Raw genomic sequence first — 18,752 nt, 5'->3', positions numbered from 1 at the left:
CATCATGGGTGTCATGACTGAGAGCAAGGACTTCAACCGGATCCCGGCGTGGGAGCAGCGGTTCCGCGCGCCGCGCGTCTCCCTGCCCGAGTGGGCCGAGGAGGCCCCGGACCGCTCGCTGTTCGTCTCCAACGCCACGGGGACGTACGAGCTGTACGCCTGGGACCGGGCGAGCGGCGGGCAGCGGCAGGTCACGGACCGGCCGAACGGCACGACGGACGGGACGCTCTCCCCCGACGGCGCGTGGATCTGGTGGTTCGCGGACACCGACGGGGACGAGTTCGGGGTGTGGATGCGCCAGCCCTTCGCGGGCGGCGCGGACGAGCCCGCCGTGCCGGGGCTCGACGCCTCCTACCCGGGCGGCCTGGCCATCGGCCGGGACGGCACGCTGGTGGTCGGCCGCTCCACGGACGAGGACGGCTCGACGGTCCATCTCGTACGCCCGGGGGCCGACGCCCCGGTCGAGATCTACCGGCACCGGGAGTCGGCCGGGGTCGGCGACCTCTCGCACGACGGCTCGCTGATCGCGATCGAGCACACCGAGCACGGGGACGCGATGCACTCGGCGCTGCGCGTGCTGCGCGCGGCCGACGCGAGCGTGCTGGCCGAGCTCGACGACACCAAGGGCGGCACGGAGGAGCTCGGACTCGCGGTCCTCGGCTTCGCGCCGCTGGCGGGGGACTCCCGGCTGCTCGTCGGGCACCAGCGGCGCGGCCGCTGGGAGCCGATGCTCTGGGACGTGGCGGCGGGCACCGAGACCGACCTGCGGCTCGACCTGCCGGGCGACGTGTCGGCCGAGTGGTACCCGGACGGCTCCGGGCTGCTGATCGTGCACAGCTTCGAGGCCCGCAGCGAGCTCTTCCGGTACGAGATCGCCACGCGCGCCCTGGTGCGGGTGGAGACCCCGGCCGGTTCGGTGTCGAGCGCGACGGCCCGGCCCGACGGCAGCGTCGAGTACCTGTGGTCGTCGGCGGCCGAGCCGCCGGTGGTGCGCTCCACGGACGGCGGGATCGTCCTCGACCCTCCCGGCCCCAAGGCGCCGCCCTCGGTGCCGGTGGAGGACGTGTGGGTGGACGGGCCCGGCGGCCGGGTCCACGCCCTCGTGCAGCGCCCGCCGGAGGGCGAGGGGCCGTTCCCCACGGTCTTCGAGGTGCACGGCGGGCCCGCCTGGCACGACAGCGACGCCTTCGCCTCGGGCCCGGCGGCCTGGGTGGACCACGGCTACGCGGTGGTGAGGGTCAACTACCGGGGCTCGACGGGGTACGGCCGGGAGTGGACGGACGCGCTCAAGCACCGGGTCGGTCTGATCGAGCTGGAGGACGTCGAGGCGGTCCGCGAGTGGGCGGTGTCGAGCGGCCTCGCCGACCCGGCGCGCCTGGTCCTCTCCGGCGGCTCGTGGGGCGGCTACCTGACGCTCCTCGGGCTGGGGACGCGGCCGGACGCCTGGGCGGTCGGTCTCGCGGCGGTCCCGGTCGCGGACTACGTCACGGCGTACGAGGACGAGATGGAGGCCCTGAAGGCGCTGGACCGGACCCTGCTGGGCGGCTCGCCCGAGGAGGTGCCCGAGCGGTACGCGGCCTCCTCGCCGCTGACGTACGTGGACGCGGTGAAGGCGCCGGTCCACATCTCGGCCGGGGTCAACGACCCGCGCTGCCCGATCCGGCAGATCGACAACTACGTGGACCGGCTCGCGGCCCGGGGCGCGGTCCACGAGGTGTACCGGTACGACGCGGGCCACGGCTCGCTGGTCGTGGAGGAGCGGATCAAGCAGGTCGCCCTGGACCTGGCCTTCGCCGCGAAGCACCTGGGGGGTGACGCGCCGGACGCCGCGAACCCGGCCTGATCGACAGGGCGCCCCCGGGTACCCGGCCGTCGGGGAGCCGAGCCGGCTTGCGTACCGTGGGGGTGTGTACCGGTTCCTGAGAACGCCCCGCTGGTGGGGGATCAACGTCTTCGTCCTGCTGGCGATCCCGTTCTGCGTGTTCATGGGGACCTGGCAGCTGGGCAAGTTCGAGGATCGCGTCGACTCCCATCAGGAGGCCGAGCAGCGGCCCGCCGCGAGCTCGCTGAAGGCGGCCCCGCTGGACACGCTCCTGCCGGTCGACAAGGAGACCTCGGGGCGGTCCGCCGAGGCGCGCGGCCGGTTCGGCGACCAGTTCCTCGTCCCGGACCGCGACCTGGACGGCAGGACCGGCTCGTACGTCCTGACGCTGCTGCGGACGGACGGCGGCCAGTCGCTGCCGGTGGTCCGGGGCTGGCTCCCCACGGGCGCGAAGGCCCCGGCCCCGCCGTCCGGCGAGGTCACGGTGGTGGGCGCGCTCCAGGCCTCGGAGAACCCCGGGACGAAGGGCGCCCACGCGGCGGGCGGCCTGCCCGAGGGCCAGCTCGGCATGATCAGCGCGGCGGCCCTGGTGAACGTGGTCACCGACGACGTCTACGACGCCTGGATCACCCTCGCCGACTCCCCCGCCGGTCTCACGCCGGTCCCGGCGGCGGCCGCCGCGGGGACGAGCCTGGACGTGAAGGCCTTCCAGAACCTCGGCTACACGGCGGAGTGGTTCGTCTTCGCCGGCTTCGTGCTCTTCATGTGGTTCCGCCTGGTGCGCCGTGAGGCGGAGGCCTCGCGGGACGCGGCACTGGGCCTGTAGGCCCGTAGGCCGGCCGGTACGAGCAGGCACGGGAAAGGGCCCGGAGGACGGCGATCCGTCCTCCGGGCCCTTTCCCGTCTGTCGCCGCGGGCTCCGCTCAGGGGCCGGCGAGGATGCCGGTGCGGTAGATCGTGCCCGCGCAGGCGTTCGGGACGGTCGCCACGGCGACGGGGCCGCCCGGCTCCGCCGTGTGGCTGACCGAGACGCTGCCGTCCGCCGGCCCGCCGTCCGCCCGGAGGAGCTGCGGCGCGACGCCGCCCTCCGCCTCCGTACCGGTCCCGGTGTCCGTGCCGCCCGTGCCCCCGCCGGGGTCCTGGGTGGCCGGCTCGGTCGTCGGGGGCGCCGTCGTCGGCGGGACCGTCGTCGGCGGCACCGTGGGGGTCGGCTCGGTCGGGGTCGGCTCGGTCGTCGGCGCCGTCGGGGTCGGCTCGGTCGTCGGGGTGCCCCCGGTCGTCGGGCAGGTCTCGCTCGGCAGCCAGGCGAACCGCACCTCGTAGGAGCCGCTGGGCTTCAGGAGGAGCACGGTGGCCTCCTGCGCCGGATCGGGAAGCCCGCTGCCGTCGCCGGCGGTGTGCCGGACGACCGAGATCCGGCTCGGGTCGGCGGCGCCCCTGGCCTCGAAGCTGACGATGCCGCTGCCGTCGACGACGCAGCTCTTCCCGGAGACGTTGGCGACGCGGAACGTGCCGTACACGCTTCCCGAGCCGTCGGGGCCGCTCGTCTGGGTCGAGCTGACGCCGAGCTGGCCGGGCTCGCACTTCGGCGAGTCGCCGGGGACCGGGTCCTGCGTGATCTGCGGCCCCTGGGTGCTCGTGCCGCTTCCCGGCTGCTGCGGCTTGCCCGTGGCCCCGTCGACCGCGCCCTGGCTGGGGGAGACGTGGGAGGCCGGCGACTGGGAGGTCTTCCCGCCCTCGACGCCCGTCTCCGCCCCGGTGCCGCCCTGGGCGTCCTGGCCGTGGCCCGCGTTCACGGGGTTGGCGGCGGTGATCCCGCCCGAGCCGGCGACGTGGACGAAGGCGGGCACGGCCGTTCCGATGAGGACGGCGGCAGCGGCGGCGCCGACGACGGCCTGCCGCTTGCGGGCGCGCCGCGCGGGCACGGCACGGCGCAGGTGGTCAAGGGACCCGGCGGTGGGCTCCAGGCCCGCGACCGCGCCCTGGAGCAGCCGCCGCAGCGCGAGCTCGTCCCCGAGCTCGCCTCCGGGACCGCCGCCGGACTTCGGGTCCGTGCCTGGGTCGGGCTCCGGATCGGATTCCGAACCAGGCTCGGAATCGGGCTCGATGTTCAGCATCCGTCGTCCACTCAGGTCGTCACGTTCGTCACGGGCGTCACGCACGCCATGGGCGTCACGCCCGACAGCACGGGCATCGCGCTCGGCATCGAGGGCGTCCCGCTCGACCGCGTCGGCGTCACGGGCGGCACGCTCGACCGCGTCGGCGTCACGGGCAGCACGCTCGACCGCGTCGGCGTCACCGGTGTCCCGCTCGACCGCGTCGGCGTCACCGGTGTCCCGCTCGACCACGTCGGCGTCACCGGTGTCCCGCTCGACCGCGTCGGCGTCACGGGCGGCACGCTCGACCGCGTCGGCGTCGCGGGCGTCGCGCTCGGCGCGGGGCTCGTCCTTCTCGTGGCTCATGCGTTCGCCTCCATCGCGACGCGCAGCGCCGCGATGCCCCGCGAACCGTACGCCTTCACCGATCCCAGCGATATCCCGAGCGTCTCGGCGACCTGGGCCTCGGTCATGTCCGCGAAGTACCGCAGCACGAGCACCTCGCGCTGCCGCCGCTGAAGGCCCTTCATCGCCTTGATGAGGTCGTCGCGCTCCAGCTGGTCGTACGCCCCCTCCTCCGCGCTGGCCATGTCCGGCATCGGCTTGGACAGCAGCTTGAGGCCGAGGATGCGGCGGCGCAGCGCGGACCGGGAGAGGTTCACGACGGTCTGGCGCAGGTAGGCGAGGGTCTTCTCGGGCTCGCGGACGCGCTTGCGGGCCGAGTGGACGCGGATGAAGGCCTCCTGGACGACGTCCTCGCAGGAGGCCGTGTCGTCGAGGAGAAGCGCCGCGAGGCCGAGCAGCGACCGGTAGTGGGCGCGGTAGGTCTCGGTCAGGTGGTCGACGGTGGTGCCGGCGGCCATGTCCCCTTCAGAGCTCGTGCGGGGGGACGGGATGCCGTCCACCGCTCTCATGCGGGATCCGGTGGGCACGGGGGCGATCACCGGCATCCCGCCGAGCCCGCGCGGACGTCCGAACGGACGGACCGCGGAGCCGCGTACGGGGATGACGGCGGCGCTCCGCACGGGGAGCACCGCTGTGCCCGCGCCGCGCAGCGGAGCGATGGTCGCGATGTCGAGTACCTCTGCCACGCCTGTTGGACACGCCTCCCCCCGCCAGGGTTGTACGCGTTCGCCACCGAAATCGACGGTGACCCGTTTGTCCTCATGCGTAACCGTTCTCCCCCGATGCCCCGCTTTCGCAGCGTGCTCCGCGCCACACGATGGTGAGTGAACGCAGAGACGCGCCCCGCTCAACTCGTGGTTGCAACACGGGTGAACAGCATCGTCGAACACGGAATCACCGCAGTTCAAGAGGTATCTGACGCCTTTTTGCTCACAGCGCCTTCACAGATCCCACAAATCCGTGACAACCGATTCCGCGATCTGCAGCGCGTTGAGCGCGGCGCCCTTGCGGAGGTTGTCGGCGCAGACGAAGAAGTCGAGGGCACGCTCGTCGTCCATCGAGCGCCGCACCCGCCCGACCCAGGCGGGGTCGGTGCCGACGACGTCGGCCGGGGTGGGGAAGTCACCCGCCGCGGGATCGTCGTACAGCACGACCCCCGGTGAGGTCGCCAGGACCTCGTGCGCGCGCCCGACCGTGACGGGGTGTTCGAAGCGCGCGTGGACGGAGACGGAGTGGCCGCTGACGACGGGGACGCGCAGACAGGTCGCGGCGATCCGCAGCGCGGGCAGTCCGAGGATCCTGCGGGTCTCGTCCCGGACGCGCTCCTCCTCCGAGGAGGCGCCGTCCTCGCCGGCCGTGCCCGACCAGGGCAGGACGTTGAGCGCGAGCGGCCCGGGGAAGGGTCCGGTGTCCTCGCCGACGGCCCGGCGGACGTCGCCGGGCTGCGTGCCGAGCTCCCCGCCGCCGGCCACCAGGCCCAGCTGTGCGCGGAGCGCGTCGACGCCCGGCTGCCCGGCGCCGGGGCCGCTCGCCGCCTGCTGGGCGGTGACGACCAGTTCGGCGACCCCGAACTCGGCGTGCAGGGCGCCCACGGCGGCGATCAGGGCGAGGGTGGTGCAGCCGGGGCTCGCGACGATGCCCCGGGGGCGTACCCGGGCGGCGTGCGCGTTGACCTCGGGGACGACGAGCGGCACGTCCGCGTCGCCCCGGAAGGCCGCGGAGGTGTCCACGACGACCGCGCCCTTGGCGGCGGCGACGGGCGCCCACCGGGCGGCGACCTCCTCGGACACGAGGAAGAGCGCCAGGTCGACGCCGTCCAGGGACTCCTCGGAGTCCTCGTCGAGCGTGAGGACCTCGCACTCCACCCCCCGGACGGCGGCCTTGGAGCCGGCCGCCCCCGGGGTGTCGAGCAGGCGTATCTCGCCCCAGACGTCCGCATGGTGCGTGAGCAGCTGGAGCATCACCGAGCCGACGGCTCCGGTCGCACCGACGACCGCGAGCGTCGGCTTCGGCGTCATCGGCCGGTGCCTCCATAGACGACGGCCTCGTCCGAGTCGCTGTCCAGACCGAAGGCGGTGTGGACGGCGCGCACGGCCTCGTTGACGTCGTCGGCGCGGGTGACGACCGAGATGCGGATCTCGGACGTCGAGATGAGCTCGATGTTCACGCCCGCGTCGGAGAGCGCCTTGAAGAAGTCCGCGGTGACGCCCGGGTTCGTCTTCATACCGGCGCCGACCAGGGAGATCTTGCCGATCTGGTCGTCGTAGCGGAGCGAGTCGAAGCCGATCGCGCTCTTCGCCTTCTCCAGCTCGTCGATGGCCTTGCGGCCCTCGGCCTTGGGGAGGGTGAAGGAGATGTCCGTCAGACCGGTGGAGGCGGCGGACACGTTCTGCACGATCATGTCGATGTTGATCTCGGCGTCCGCGACGGCGCGGAAGATGGCCGCGGCCTCACCCGGCTTGTCCGGCACGCCGACAACGGTGATCTTCGCCTCGGAGGTGTCGTGGGCGACACCCGAGATGATGGCCTGCTCCACCTTCTGGGCTCCTTGCGGTTCGTTGCTGACCCACGTGCCCTGCAGCCCCGAGAAGGACGAGCGGACGTGGATCGGGATGTTGTAGCGGCGCGCGTACTCGACGCACCGGTGCAGCAGCACCTTGGAGCCGGAGGCGGCGAGCTCCAGCATGTCCTCGAAGGAGATCCAGTCGATCTTCTTCGCCTTCTTCACGACGCGCGGGTCGGCCGTGAACACGCCGTCGACGTCCGTGTAGATCTCACAGACCTCGGCGTCGAGCGCGGCGGCCAGCGCCACGGCGGTCGTGTCGGAGCCGCCACGGCCCAGGGTGGTGATGTCCTTCTTGTCCTGGGACACGCCCTGGAAGCCGGCGACGATGGCGATGTTGCCCTCGTCGAGGGCGGTGCGGATCCGGCCCGGCGTGACATCGATGATGCGCGCTTTGTTGTGGACCGAGTCGGTGATGACACCTGCCTGGCTGCCCGTGAACGACTGGGCCTCGTGGCCCAGGTTTTTGATCGCCATGGCCAGCAGGGCCATGGAGATCCGCTCTCCGGCGGTCAGCAGCATGTCGAACTCCCGCCCGGCAGGGATCGGGGATACCTGCTCGGCGAGATCGATCAGCTCGTCCGTCGTGTCGCCCATCGCGGAAACCACGACGACCACCTGGTGGCCGTTCTTCTTGGCGTCCACGATCCGCTTGGCGACGCGCTTGATGCCTTCGGCATCGGCAACGGAGGAGCCTCCGTACTTCTGCACGACAAGGCCCACGTGCGCTCCTCGCTCAGTGTGTGCCGCAGCCGGCGCTGCGATCGGCTCAGTCTAACGAGGGACCGAAAAACACCAGGGTGATATCGAATGGTGAGATGCGGTGATCGAGGGGTGATCACTCGGACAGCTCCGCGGGTCCCTTCGACGAGCGGGACCCTTCGACGAGCGGGACCCTTCGACGAGCGGGTCCCTTCGACGAGAGAAGCGTGCAGGGGTGCTGGTCCCGAGGGGCCGGTCCCCCGAGGCGGATACGCCCCCGCTCACGCGTCGCCCGTGGACACCGTCCCGATGTCCCCGCCCGCCGCGACGGACCGGTCACCGGAGGCGGTGACGGACCCGGGGGCGGGCCGCGCGGGGGCGGGCGGTGTCGTGGGTGCGGGGGCCGGAGCCGGTGTCGTGCCACTGCCCGTCGCCGCGGACCCGATGCTCCCGCCGACGGCGACGGCACCGGTACCGGAGGCGGTGATGGTCGGGGCGGCGGGGGACGGCGGGGCGGGAGCGGGTGCCGCGCCGCTCCCGAACTGCCCCCAGAGGGAGAGCCCGAGGCCGACGGCTGCCAGGACGGCACCGATGACGCTCGCGAGCTGGTCGGCCTTCCCGAGGTCGGTGACCGCGACGGCGATCAGTGCGCCGATCCCGAGGACACCGACGCCAACACCGGTCCGGAGCACCCTCTTTGAGCGTCCGCTTGTCTGCGCTGCCATGTGTTCATGATGGCAGCGCGAAGACGCCCCGGCGGGACTACCGCACGGTCATCCTCACCAGGCGCGCCAGTTCGCCTTCTCCGACCGTCCGCAGACACTCCTCCAGCACCGCGCGTCCCAGCAGACGGGCTTGTTCCACCCGGCCGCTCTGCGTCAGAGCGTGCACCAAGAGCAGGCGGGAGATGAAGGTGCGCGTGTCCGCGTCGCCGTGCACCCGGAGGGATTCCTCGGCAGCCTCCTCCGCGAGGGCGAGCGCGCGCTCCGTCTCTCCGGCGGCAGAGAGCCGCAGAACCAGCGTCCGCTTGATCGTCCCGCACAGGGCGGGGTCCTCGGGCGACGCCTTCTCGGCATCGGCGCAGAGCTTCTCCAGCTCGGCCACGTCCCGCGCTGCCACGTCCGACCCCAGGATCAGGTCGTACCGGGCCCGGATGGACTCCGAATGCCTCGGTCCCAGAACACGATGGGTGTGCGCCACGTTCTCCCGGAGCAGCTCCTCCGCCCGCTCCGGCTCGCTCGCCAGCAGTGCGCGCGCCAGGTACCTACGGGTCGACAACGTCCCTGGATGATCGGGTCCGAAGACGCTCAGCCGGCTCGCGAGGCCTTCCGACAGAAGCTCCGCGGGCACCCACGTTCCGCTGCCCGTCATACCCGCCGCGATGGCGAGGACCTGCGCGGCGTCCATCGTGCGTGTGTGGTCCGGGCCGTGGAGCCTGCGCATGGCCTGCAGTGCCCGCTCGCCGAGCCACTGGGACCGACCGAACGCCGTCACCGTGCCCAGGAAGGTAGCCGCCTGGAGGAACACTTCGGCCGCCACCTGGTCGTCGTCCCCCGGGTCGGTGAGCCCGGCCAGCGCCTCCGCGTGCACCGCCACGTGCCGGTCCCCGAGGGCCTTCCCCTCGGGGAGACTCAGGAGCAGCAACGCCGAAGCGCTCCCGCGCGCCCGGTTCGTCGCCTCCGACTGATCCGCCCTGACCACCGCCTGCACCAGGCGGTGAACGCTCAGCATCCCGCCCCCGAGCGTGATCATGCTGTGCGCGGCCAGGCGTCGTACCGCCTCGGTCACCTCCAGGGGCGTCCCCAGCGGATCGAGGAACCGCCTCGGAATGTCCTCCGGCGCCCACCACGCGATGACCTGAAGCACGGAAACGGCCAGCGGCGTGTCCCGCAGCCGCTCCAGCGTCACCTGCCACACCCGCGCGAGCGTCCGCGCCGCCTCGCCCCCCTCCGCAGTCGCCGCGAACATCTCACCGGGGTACTCGGCGAGCAGCCCCAGGTACGCGCGCGGGGTGATGCCGGCCTCCGCGCAGTAGGCCGAAGCCTGCTTCAACGCGAGGGGCAGGTATCCCAGCTCCGCGCAGAGCTCGTCGAGGCCGTCCTGTTCGGCGGCCCCCGCGCACACCCCCCTGAAAAGCTCCGCCGCCTCCCCCGGGCTCAGGACGTCCAGGACCACCGTCCGCGCCACGTCCTGCCAGCCGCTCGCGCGCCGGGAGGTGACCACGATCCGGCCGTCCCCGACCCGTGCCAGCAGGGGGCGGAGGTCGGCGGGGGCGGAGACGTTGTCGAGGACGAGGAGCCAGTCGTCGTGGGTGGCCAGCCACTGCAGCGCCCGTTCGCGCAGCGCGTCCTCGGGCAGGACGCCCACGACGCCCGGCTGCATGGCCCGCGCCAGACCGGCGAGGCCCGCGTCGAGTTCGGCGGGCGTCTCGGCCGTGATCCACCAGACGACCGAGTGGCCGGCCACCCGGTCCGCCGCCCAGCGCGCCGCCAGCGTCGACTTCCCGATGCCGCCGAGCCCGCACAGGACCTGGACGCCCACGCCCTCGTCCAGCAGGGCCAGTTCACGGGCCCGGCCCACGAACAGCTGGGTGCGCTCGGGGAGATGGACCAGTCCGGCCGGGGTGATGGCGAGTGCCTCCGGCGGCAGCAGCGTCGCCTTCTCCACCTGGGTGACGAAGTCACCCGTGTTGACGCTTCCGATCGTCCCGCCGGCCGCCACCGCCCGCTCGCCGGACGCCTCGGCACTGCTTGGTACCGCTCCCCCAGTCATCGGCCCATGATGACAGGGGGCAGTGGGAGCGGTCCGCTACTTCTTGGCCCGCAGGCCCAGCGGCGCCGCGATCTCCTGCAGCATCACGCGGCCCGCCTCCTCCGCGAGGTCGTCCTCCGTCAGGTCCTCGTCCGTGTCGAGGCCGTCCAGCTCGGCCAGGGGCTGGTCGAGACGGACGTGGGCGACCAGGGACTGGAGGGCGCGGAGGGTGGCCGAGGCGGTGGGTCCCCAGTTGGAGAAGTAGGAGAACTGCCACCACCAGAGCGCCTCGCTGGTGCGGCCCGCGCGGTAGTGGGCCAGGCCGTGCCGGAGGTCGGTGACGATGTCGGCGAGGTTGTCGGAGATCCGCGCCGGCACCGGGGCCTTGCGCGGCTCGTACGGGTCGAAGACCTCGGAGAACACGTCGACCGGGTCCAGCATGACCGCGAACCGCTCGCGGAGGTCGTCCACGTCCGGCTCCGGGCCCGTGTCCGGCTCGTACCGCTCGTCGGGGACGATGTCCTCGTGCGCGCCGAGCCGCCCGCCCGCGAGCAGCAGCTGCGAGATCTCCAGGAGCATGAACGGGACCGCGCTGTCGGGCTCGTCGCCCTTCGCGACCTCGGTGGTCGCGACGATGAAGCTCTCGATCGAGTCGGCGATCTGGACCGCGAAGTCGTCGGGGTCCTGCGTGACGGAGTGAAGCGTGGCGTCAGACATCGAGCAGCCTTCCTCGGGGCGCACCTGCGTGGGCTCGGTCCTCGTCATACATCTAGCAGTCGCCGCCCCTCGAAGGCACGGCCGAGGGTCACCTCGTCGGCGTACTCCAGGTCGCCGCCGACCGGGAGCCCGCTCGCGAGTCGGGTCACCTTCAGCCCCATGGGCTTGATCATCCGCGCCAGGTACGTCGCGGTGGCCTCGCCCTCCAGGTTCGGGTCGGTGGCGAGGATCAGCTCGGTGACCGCGCCGTCCGCGAGCCGTGCGAGGAGCTCCCGGATGCGCAGGTCGTCCGGGCCGACGCCCTCGATCGGGCTGATCGCGCCGCCGAGGACGTGGTACCGCCCCCGGAACTCGCGCGTCCGCTCGATCGCCACGACGTCCTTCGGCTCCTCGACCACGCAGATGACCGTCAGGTCGCGCCGCGGGTCCCGGCAGATGTTGCACTGCTCCTGCTGTGCCACGTTGCCGCAGACCGTGCAGAACCTGACCTTCTCCTTGACCTCCAGGAGCGCGTGCGCCAGCCGCCGGACATCCGTGGGCTCCGCCTGGAGGATGTGGAAGGCGATCCGCTGCGCGCTCTTGGGACCGACGCCGGGCAGCCTGCCCAGTTCGTCGATGAGGTCCTGAACCACGCCTTCGTACAACGGAACGCCCTTCTCGGGGGTGCTTGATTCTTACGGTAGTGGCTGGAAGTGCACCTTTGAAGGTGTACGGGGATTACGGGTCAGAAGCCCAGGCCCGGCATGCCGCCCATGCCCTGCGCCAGCGGGCCCAGCTTCGCCTGCTGGAGCTGCTGCGCGTTCTCGTTCGCCGCGTGCACGGCCGCCACGATCAGGTCCGCCAGCGTCTCCGTGTCCTCCGGGTCGACGGCCTTGGGGTCGATCGCCAGGGCGCGCAGCTCGCCGGAGCCGGTGACGGTCGCCTTGACCAGGCCACCGCCCGCCTGGCCGTCCACCTCGGTCGCGGCGAGCTCCGCCTGCGCGCGGGCGAGGTCCTGCTGCATCTTCTGGGCCTGCTGGAGAAGCTGCTGCATATTGGGCTGGCCACCACCGGGAATCACGGGCACTCCTGAGGTTCGATACGTCCGAATGTCGGGTACGCACGAGCCTACGTGCTCGCCGCCCGCCCTGCCTCCATCACTCTTTCGGGTGAGAAACTGCGGGCTTCTCTACCTGATCAACACCCTCTTGCGGGCGGAAATCCCGGGATTCCGGGCCCATCGCCCACCATTCGGCGGTAGGAAGGGCAGGCACCACGTGCACCGCACGTCACAGAAGGACACGCGCGCTGAGCTGAACAGAGGAGTCCCCCGGTGAGCCAGCAGCCGGACATGCAGCCACCGGGTCAGTCCGGGGAGAACCGGGAAGTCACCGAGCGGCCGGACCGCGACCTCACCGGCGCGCCCTTCCCCCTGGGCGACTGGGGCGAGCCCGCCGAGCGGCTCGACGAGCTGTACCGCTGGGTCGAGTCCCATGCCCTGCGCACGGCGGAGTGGTACCTCTCCGACCGCGTCTGGAAGCGCCGCGGCGCCCGGATCCTGCGGCTCGGCACCGCCGCCGGCGTGATCGCGGGCGCCGCGCTGCCGCTGCTCGACCTGACCGGGGCGGCCGAGGGCGCGGCCGGCTGGGGCTATCTGTCGCTGCTGATCGGCGCGGCCTGCCTGGCCTGCGACCGGTACTTCGGGCTGACGTCCGGCTGGATGAGGGACGTGGCGACGGCACAGGCCGTGCAGCGCCGTCTCCAGGCCCTGCAGTTCGACTGGGCCTCGGAGAGCGTCCGCGAGGTCCTGGGCCCCACGGAGGGCACGGCCAGCGAGGCCGCCGAGCGATGTCTGGGCGTGCTGCGCCGCTTCTCGGAGGACGTGACGGAGCTCGTACGGGCGGAGACCGCGGACTGGATGGTCGAGTTCCGCTCGGGCCCGGCGCCGCTGATGCTCCAGTCGGTGGGCGCGGGGCCCACGCGCGCGGAGATCCCCCACCCGTCGGGCCGCTTCCCGATGCCGCCGGGCACCCGCCCGAACATGCCGCGCCAGCGGCCCCCGGAGGCCCGCTGAGCCTCCGGAGGGGCCACTGGAGGGCTTCCGGAGGCCTTCTGGAGCACTCCGGGGGGGCGCTGAGCCTCCGAGGACGGCCGCCGGGTCCCCCGGGGCGCTCAGCTCAGGATGATCATCGAGCCCTGTGCGAGGCTCCTGGTCGCCGCCGCGTGCAGCCCCAGCCACACGTGCCGCTCCCGCGCGAAGGGGCTGCCGTCGTACGGGACCGGGCCGGCCGGCTCCTCCAGGGAGGTCGGCCGCTCCGGCGGCACGGGCAGCGCCGGCGGGTTCATCGGGTCGATGCCGATCGAGGGCGCCACGAACTCCAGCTCGCGCAGGAGTCCGTACGAGGAGCCGAGCGGGCCGCCGCCTTCCAGGAGCTCGTCGTTGGAGAGCGGCGCCGGGAAGTCGACGGGCACGTACGAGCCCGCGTGGTCGTAGTGCCAGACCAGGTGCGACTGCTGGGCGGTCGCCTCGAACATCTCCAGGAGCTGCTCGTAGTCCCCGCCGAGCTCGCCGACCGGCTCGACCGGCAGCCCGCACACCTGGAGCAGGTACGCGCGGCGCAGGAAGTGCAGGGCCTCGTAGTCGAAGCCGGCGACCGGGGCGACGTCGCCGGAGAGACCCGGCATGTACGCGTAGACGGGCACGGTCGGCAGGCCGGACGCGGTCAGCACGGCGTCGTAGGCCGCTATCTCTTCGGCGAAGGGGTTGTCGGGGCTGTGGCACAGCAGGTCGACAAGGGGGACCAGCCACAGGTCACAGGCCAAGGGAGGCTCGCTCTCCGTCGGTTGCAGGGACGGCCAGGGTAGTCGGCGGCGCCGACGACGCCCACCCGCTCAGGAACTGCCCCCGGAGCACCGGCCTCAACCCCACGCGCCCCGCCACTGGTGCACCCCGGCCCACCCCGGCCTCAGCGGGCCTGCGCCTCCAGATACCCGGCCCACTCCAGGGAGTGCGCGTTGTAGTCCCGTACGATCGCGACGGCCGCCTCCGCGTCGCCGCGCGTGACCGCGTCCACCAGGTCGACGTGACCGCTCCACAGCCAGCCGTTCATGTCCCGCTCGGAGCGCAGGTAGGGCACGGAGAAGACCCAGGCCTGGACGCGGAGCCGGTGCAGGAACTCGGCGATGTAGTCGTTGGCGGCGACCAGGCGGGCCAGTTCGCGCCAGTAGCGGATGTCGTAACCGATGAGGACGTCCAGGTCGCCGGCGCGGGCGGCGCGGGCCGCGGCCTCGCCCCTGCGGCGCACGGAGACCAGCGCGACACCGACCCCGAGGTCGGGTTCCGTGGCCACCGAGCGGGGCGGCACCCGGGCGGCGTCGCGGCGGAAGATGCCGTCGACGACGAGCATCCGGGCCTCGACCATCCGCCGGTAGTCGTCGACCGAGTACTGGTGGACGCGGAAGCCGCGGTGCTGGTCGGAGTCGAGGAGGCCCTGCGCGCAGAGGTCGACGAGGGCTTCCCGCACGGGCGTCGCGGACACCCCGTACTGCTCGGCGATCTGCTTGACCGTGAACTCCTGGCCCGGCTGGAGACGGCCCGCGAGCACCTCGTCACGCAGCGCGTCCGCGATCTGCTGTCGCAAGGTGTTGCGGGTGACAGCTCCGCTCGCGGGCATGTGGTCGGCCCCCTCCGTCCGGCTGCGGACACCCTAGTCCAAACGGAGGGAACCTCCCCGTAACGCCCTTACGCGACGAGTCGGTTACGCGGTGTACTCGTCGGCCACCGTCAGCGCGGCGTCCAGGGCCGCCAGGCCCTCCTTGACCTCGGCCTCGGAGGCGTTGCAGGCGGGGACGGCGTGCGTGCGGTTCATGTTGATGAAGGGCCACAGGCCGTTCTTCTTCGCCGCGGCGCCCAGGGCGGCCATCGGCGCGGCGGCCTCGCCCGCGGCGTTGTACGGGACGAGCGGCTCGCGCGTCTCGCGGTTCTTCACGAGCTCCAGCGCCCAGAAGACGCCCAGGCCGCGGACCTCGCCGACGGACGGGTGACGCTCGGCGAGCTCGCGCAGGCCGGGGCCGAGGACGTTCTCGCCGAGGTGGGCGGCGTGCTCGACGACCTTCTCGTCCTCCATCACCTGGATGGTGGCGACGGCGGCGGCGCAGGCCAGCGGGTGACCGGAGTAGGTCAGGCCGCCGGGGTAGGGGCGCTTGTCGAAGGTCGCGGCGATCTCGGCGTTGATGGCGACGCCGCCGAGGGGCACGTAACCGGAGTTCACGCCCTTCGCGAAGGTCATCAGGTCGGGGACGACGTCGAAGTGCTCGGCGGCGAACCACTTGCCCGTGCGGCCGAAGCCGGCCATGACCTCGTCGAGGACGAAGACGATGCCGTACTTGTCGCAGATCGCGCGGACGCCGGCGAGGTAGCCGGGCGGCGGGGTCATGATGCCGGCGGTGCCGGGCACGGTCTCCAGGATGATCGCGGCGATCGTCGCCGGACCCTCGAAGGCGATCGTGTCCTCCAGGTGGGCGAGGGCGCGCTCGCACTCCTGCTGCTCGTTCTCGGAGTAGAACGGCGAGCGGTAGAGGAAGGGCGCCCAGAAGCGCACGACGCCGGCGGAGCCGGTGTCGGAGGCCCAGCGGCGCGGGTCGCCGGTGAGGTTGATCGCGGTGGAGGTGGCGCCGTGGTACGAGCGGAAGGCGGAGAGCACCTTGTGGCGGCCCGTGTGCAGACGGGCCATCCGGACGGCGTTCTCGACGGCCTCGGCGCCGCCGTTGGTGAAGAAGATCTTGTCCAGGTCGCCCGGGGTGCGCTCGGCGATGAGGCGTGCGGCCTCGGAGCGGACGTCCACGGCGAAGGCCGGCGCGAAGGTGGCGAGCTTGCCGGCCTGCTCCTGGATCGCGGCGACGACCTTGGGGTGCTGGTAGCCGATGTTCGTGTAGACGAGGCCGCTGGTGAAGTCGAGGTAGCGGTTTCCGTCGTAGTCCCAGAAGTACGAACCCTCGGCGCCGGCGACGGCGAGCGGGTCGATCAGACCCTGGGCGGACCAGGAGTGGAAGACGTGCGCGCGGTCGGCGGCCTTGACGGCCGCGCCGGCCTGCGGATCGGGTGCGGCGACATGAGGGGTCATGCGGTCGAGGGTAAGGAATCGCAGGTGGGGCGGGCCATGGCCATCTTGTCCACCGAGACCGGGCCGGACGCGACACCTTGCTCTGTCCCTCGCTCCACCCCTTGCCCCGTCGGCGCTCTGTCCCGTTTCGTGCCGGGCCGGGGCCCCGGAGGAAATCGACGGAGGACGGCTGCCGGGATGCCGGCGACCCCGGAATCCCATTGACAGCAGGCTGTCATCATGACAGTCTTCTGTCATGGGAACCGAGAGCGCCACCACGACCGTCCACCTCGCCGTCTACGACACGCTCGCCGACTGGGAGACGGGCCACGCCACGGCCTGGCTCGCCCGCGCCGGATTCACGGTCCGGACCGTCGGCCCGGCCGCCGGGGAGCCCGTCACGACGATCGCCGGAATGCGGATCGTCCCCGACCTCGGGCTCGACGAGCTCCGCCCCGAGGACAGCGCCCTGCTGATCCTTCCGGGTGCCGAGAAGTACGACGAGGGCGACGAGCTCGCCCCCTTCACCGCCAAGGCCCGGACCTTCCTGGACGCCGGCGTGCCGGTCGCCGCGATCTGCGGCGCCACGGCGGGCCTGGCGAAGGAGGGCCTGCTCGACGACCGCCCGCACACCAGCGCCGTCTCGTTCTACCTCGCCGCCACCGGCTACAAGGGCGGTGAGCACTACGTCGACGCGGACGCGGTGACGGCCGGCGACCTGATCACGGCGGGCCCGACGGAGCCGGTCGCGTTCGCGCGGGAGATCTTCGCCCGGCTCGGCGCGTACGAGGGCAAGCGCGACGCCTGGTACCGCCTCTTCCACGACTCGGACCCGGCGGCCTTCGTCGAGCTGAACTCATGAGCCGCAGGCAGGAGCAGGATGCCCTGTCCCGGACGGCCCTGGGCGTCTTCCGTCTCAACGGCCAGTTCCTCGCCGTCTCGGAGAGGCTGGCCGAACCGGCCGGCCTGACCGCCGCCTGGTGGCAGGTCCTCGGCGCGGTCCTCCCCGAACCGCTTCCGGTCGCCGGGATCGCCCGCGTCATGGGCATCACCCGGCAGAGCGTCCAGCGGATCGCGGACCTGCTCGTCCGGGAGGGCCTGGCGGCGTACGAGCCGAACCCGGCCCACCGGCGCGCCAAGCTCCTCGCGCCCACGGAGGCGGGCCGGGCGGCGATCGACCGCATCGGTCCGGGCCACGCGGAGCTGGCGGCCCTGCTCGTGCGGGAGCTGGGCGGCCAGGAGGCCTTCGACGAGACCGTACGGGTGCTGGAACGGCTCTCGGGAGCGCTGGACGCCGTCAGTGCGCGCCACGGCGCCCCCGATCCGACGTGATCAGCCCCTGACGATCCGGTCGAGGACATCCAGGCCGCGAGGACGCCGCTGCCCCGCGCCGACAATTACGGCGCGGGGCAGCGGTACTGATTCAGCGTCACCGATTCAGGGGTACGGACCCAGGGGTACGGACTCAGCCGTACGGAATCCGCGGTGCGGGGTCGGCTCAGCAGGACAGGTTCGCCCCCGCGGGGACGCCCAGGATCTGGGTGAACTGCTGGTACTTGGCGACCCGGCTCTGCACCTGCGCCGGGTTGCCGCCGTTGCACTCCAGGCTGCCGTTGATCGCCCAGATGGTCTGCCCGAAGCCGGCGCCGTTGACCATGGCGTTGTGGGCGGTCATCGTGCCGGGGCCGTTCTGGGTGTTCCAGTACCAGAGGCCCGTCTGCATGGCGACGGCCGGATCCTGCTCGACCCGCCAGGGGTTGTTCAGCAGGTCGATGCCGAGGGCGTCACCGGCCGCCTTGTAGTTGAAGTTCCAGGAGAGCTGGATGGGCCCGCGGCCGTAGTACGCGGCCTGGCCGGCCGGGCAGCCGTAGGGCTGGTTGCGGTCGCAGTAGTGCGGGTAGTTGGCGGTGTTCTGCTCGACGATGTGGACCAGGCCGCCCGTCTCGTGGGAGACGTTCGCGAGGAAGGCCGCGGCCTCCTGCTTCTTCACGGTGTCGCTGCCGGTGTTGGCGAAGCCGGGGTACGACTTGAGGGCCGCGGTGAGGCCCGCGTACGTGTAGAAGGGGTTCCTGTTCGGGAACATCTGGTTGAACTGGGCCTCGGAGACCACGAATCCGGAGGTCGGCGGCGTGGTCGGCGGGGTGGTGGGCGGGGTGGTGGGTCCGCCGCCGCAGACGCCCTGGTCGGCCCAGACGCCCCACTCGCCGGTCGTGCCGGGGGTCTCGTTCTGGGTCCACCACTTGGCCTGCCAGTTGCGGCCGTTGTGCGAGGCGGTCATCCCGCCCGTGTAGACACTGGAGGAGTTCCACGCGGCCGCGCAGGCGGCTGCCGCTCCTGCCGAGGCGGCGGGGAGGAGGAGCAGGGCGAGTCCAGCGGCCGTACAGAGCGCGGCCAGCGAGGTGACCAACTTACGCAGCATGCGTGCTTCCTTCCGGGTGGGGCCGGGTCGGGGAAGCACAGCGAAGCGCTATTGGTCTGGACCTGTCAAGGTCTAGACCAGAACTTGTGACAGTTGGGGTTCCGGTTGCATACGAAACGGCCCCGGGAACGCAAGAGGCGGCCCCGGACTCGGAGTTCCGAGCCCGGGGCCGCCGTCGGCCGCGTGAAGCGGTACG

18 protein-coding genes are annotated in these 18,752 nt (G+C 72.4%); 5 read left to right on the top strand and 13 right to left on the bottom strand.

Annotation, left to right across the window (positions count from 1 at the left end; translation table 11 throughout):
• Positions 1-4 precede the first annotated feature (4 nt).
• Together ACF08F_RS02450 and ACF08F_RS02445 are read left to right on the top strand one after the other, a co-directional pair.
• Positions 5-1,843, top strand: a complete 1,839-nt coding sequence (locus ACF08F_RS02450; protein WP_392296629.1) for a prolyl oligopeptidase family serine peptidase — start codon at positions 5-7, stop codon at positions 1,841-1,843.
• Positions 1,844-1,907: 64 nt separating this feature from the next.
• Positions 1,908-2,648, top strand: coding sequence for an SURF1 family protein (locus ACF08F_RS02445; RefSeq protein ID WP_392296628.1), 741 nt, complete (start codon positions 1,908-1,910; stop codon positions 2,646-2,648).
• A gap of 97 nt (positions 2,649-2,745) precedes the next feature.
• On the opposite strand, the gene ACF08F_RS02440 is transcribed toward ACF08F_RS02445, so the two are convergent.
• The 9 genes from ACF08F_RS02440 to ACF08F_RS02400 all read right to left on the bottom strand — a co-directional run bounded on the left by ACF08F_RS02440 (position 2,746) and on the right by ACF08F_RS02400 (position 12,116).
• Complete coding sequence (locus tag ACF08F_RS02440) at positions 2,746-4,284, bottom strand: hypothetical protein (protein WP_392296627.1); 1,539 nt, start codon at positions 4,282-4,284, stop codon at positions 2,746-2,748.
• Entirely contained in the window at positions 4,281-5,009 is a 729-nt protein-coding gene (locus ACF08F_RS02435) for a SigE family RNA polymerase sigma factor (RefSeq protein ID WP_392296626.1), read from the bottom strand. Before ACF08F_RS02435 ends, ACF08F_RS02440 begins: the two co-directional genes overlap by 4 nt.
• A gap of 255 nt (positions 5,010-5,264) precedes the next feature.
• Positions 5,265-6,341: an aspartate-semialdehyde dehydrogenase gene (locus ACF08F_RS02430; RefSeq protein WP_392296625.1), complete on the bottom strand. Its 1,077-nt coding sequence runs from the start codon at positions 6,339-6,341 to the stop codon at positions 5,265-5,267.
• Entirely contained in the window at positions 6,338-7,609 is a 1,272-nt protein-coding gene (locus ACF08F_RS02425; RefSeq protein WP_392296624.1) for an aspartate kinase, read from the bottom strand. The genes ACF08F_RS02430 and ACF08F_RS02425 overlap by 4 nt, the downstream gene beginning before the upstream one ends.
• Positions 7,610-7,869: 260 nt before the next feature.
• Positions 7,870-8,313, bottom strand: coding sequence for a hypothetical protein (locus tag ACF08F_RS02420; protein ID WP_392296623.1), 444 nt, complete (start codon positions 8,311-8,313; stop codon positions 7,870-7,872).
• 37 nt (positions 8,314-8,350) lie between these two features.
• Complete coding sequence (locus ACF08F_RS02415; RefSeq protein WP_392296622.1) at positions 8,351-10,360, bottom strand: tetratricopeptide repeat protein; 2,010 nt, start codon at positions 10,358-10,360, stop codon at positions 8,351-8,353.
• A 36-nt stretch (positions 10,361-10,396) separates the two neighbouring features.
• The gene (locus ACF08F_RS02410) at positions 10,397-11,056 is read right to left on the bottom strand and encodes a DUF5063 domain-containing protein (protein WP_392296621.1); all 660 of its coding nucleotides are present in this window, start codon (positions 11,054-11,056) and stop codon (positions 10,397-10,399) included.
• A 44-nt stretch (positions 11,057-11,100) separates the two neighbouring features.
• Entirely contained in the window at positions 11,101-11,700 is a 600-nt protein-coding gene (gene recR / locus ACF08F_RS02405) for a recombination mediator RecR (RefSeq protein WP_392296620.1), read from the bottom strand.
• A gap of 80 nt (positions 11,701-11,780) precedes the next feature.
• Positions 11,781-12,116 carry a YbaB/EbfC family nucleoid-associated protein gene (locus ACF08F_RS02400; RefSeq protein ID WP_392296619.1) on the bottom strand — a complete coding sequence of 112 codons (336 nt, stop codon included), beginning with the start codon at positions 12,114-12,116 and terminating at the stop codon, positions 11,781-11,783.
• A 252-nt stretch (positions 12,117-12,368) separates the two neighbouring features.
• Between ACF08F_RS02400 and ACF08F_RS02395 the strand changes: the two genes are divergently transcribed.
• Entirely contained in the window at positions 12,369-13,109 is a 741-nt protein-coding gene (locus ACF08F_RS02395; protein WP_392296618.1) for an SLATT domain-containing protein, read from the top strand.
• Positions 13,110-13,207: 98 nt separating this feature from the next.
• On the opposite strand, the gene ACF08F_RS02390 is transcribed toward ACF08F_RS02395, so the two are convergent.
• The 3 genes from ACF08F_RS02390 to ACF08F_RS02380 form a co-directional block, all read right to left on the bottom strand.
• Positions 13,208-13,858, bottom strand: a complete 651-nt coding sequence (locus tag ACF08F_RS02390) for a hypothetical protein (RefSeq protein ID WP_392296617.1) — start codon at positions 13,856-13,858, stop codon at positions 13,208-13,210.
• A gap of 143 nt (positions 13,859-14,001) precedes the next feature.
• Positions 14,002-14,709 (bottom strand): GntR family transcriptional regulator, encoded by a 708-nt coding sequence (locus tag ACF08F_RS02385; RefSeq protein ID WP_392296616.1) that lies wholly within the window; start codon positions 14,707-14,709, stop codon positions 14,002-14,004.
• 84 nt (positions 14,710-14,793) lie between these two features.
• Positions 14,794-16,158 (bottom strand): aspartate aminotransferase family protein, encoded by a 1,365-nt coding sequence (locus tag ACF08F_RS02380; RefSeq protein ID WP_392296615.1) that lies wholly within the window; start codon positions 16,156-16,158, stop codon positions 14,794-14,796.
• A 235-nt stretch (positions 16,159-16,393) separates the two neighbouring features.
• Here ACF08F_RS02380 and ACF08F_RS02375 point away from each other — a divergent pair, with 235 nt between their 5' ends.
• Positions 16,394-16,999 carry a DJ-1/PfpI family protein gene (locus ACF08F_RS02375; protein ID WP_392296614.1) on the top strand — a complete coding sequence of 202 codons (606 nt, stop codon included), beginning with the start codon at positions 16,394-16,396 and terminating at the stop codon, positions 16,997-16,999.
• Positions 16,996-17,469 (top strand): MarR family winged helix-turn-helix transcriptional regulator, encoded by a 474-nt coding sequence (locus tag ACF08F_RS02370; protein ID WP_392296613.1) that lies wholly within the window; start codon positions 16,996-16,998, stop codon positions 17,467-17,469. The genes ACF08F_RS02375 and ACF08F_RS02370 overlap by 4 nt, the downstream gene beginning before the upstream one ends.
• 166 nt (positions 17,470-17,635) lie before the next feature.
• Here the strand turns inward: ACF08F_RS02370 and ACF08F_RS02365 are convergent, their stop codons facing one another.
• Positions 17,636-18,556, bottom strand: coding sequence for a glycoside hydrolase family 19 protein (locus tag ACF08F_RS02365; protein ID WP_392296612.1), 921 nt, complete (start codon positions 18,554-18,556; stop codon positions 17,636-17,638).
• Positions 18,557-18,752 lie beyond the last annotated feature (196 nt).

Source organism: Streptomyces sp. NPDC015130, from assembly GCF_043080005.1.
Taxonomy (GTDB): domain Bacteria; phylum Actinomycetota; class Actinomycetes; order Streptomycetales; family Streptomycetaceae; genus Streptomyces.
This window is presented reverse-complemented; position numbering and strand designations above follow the sequence as displayed.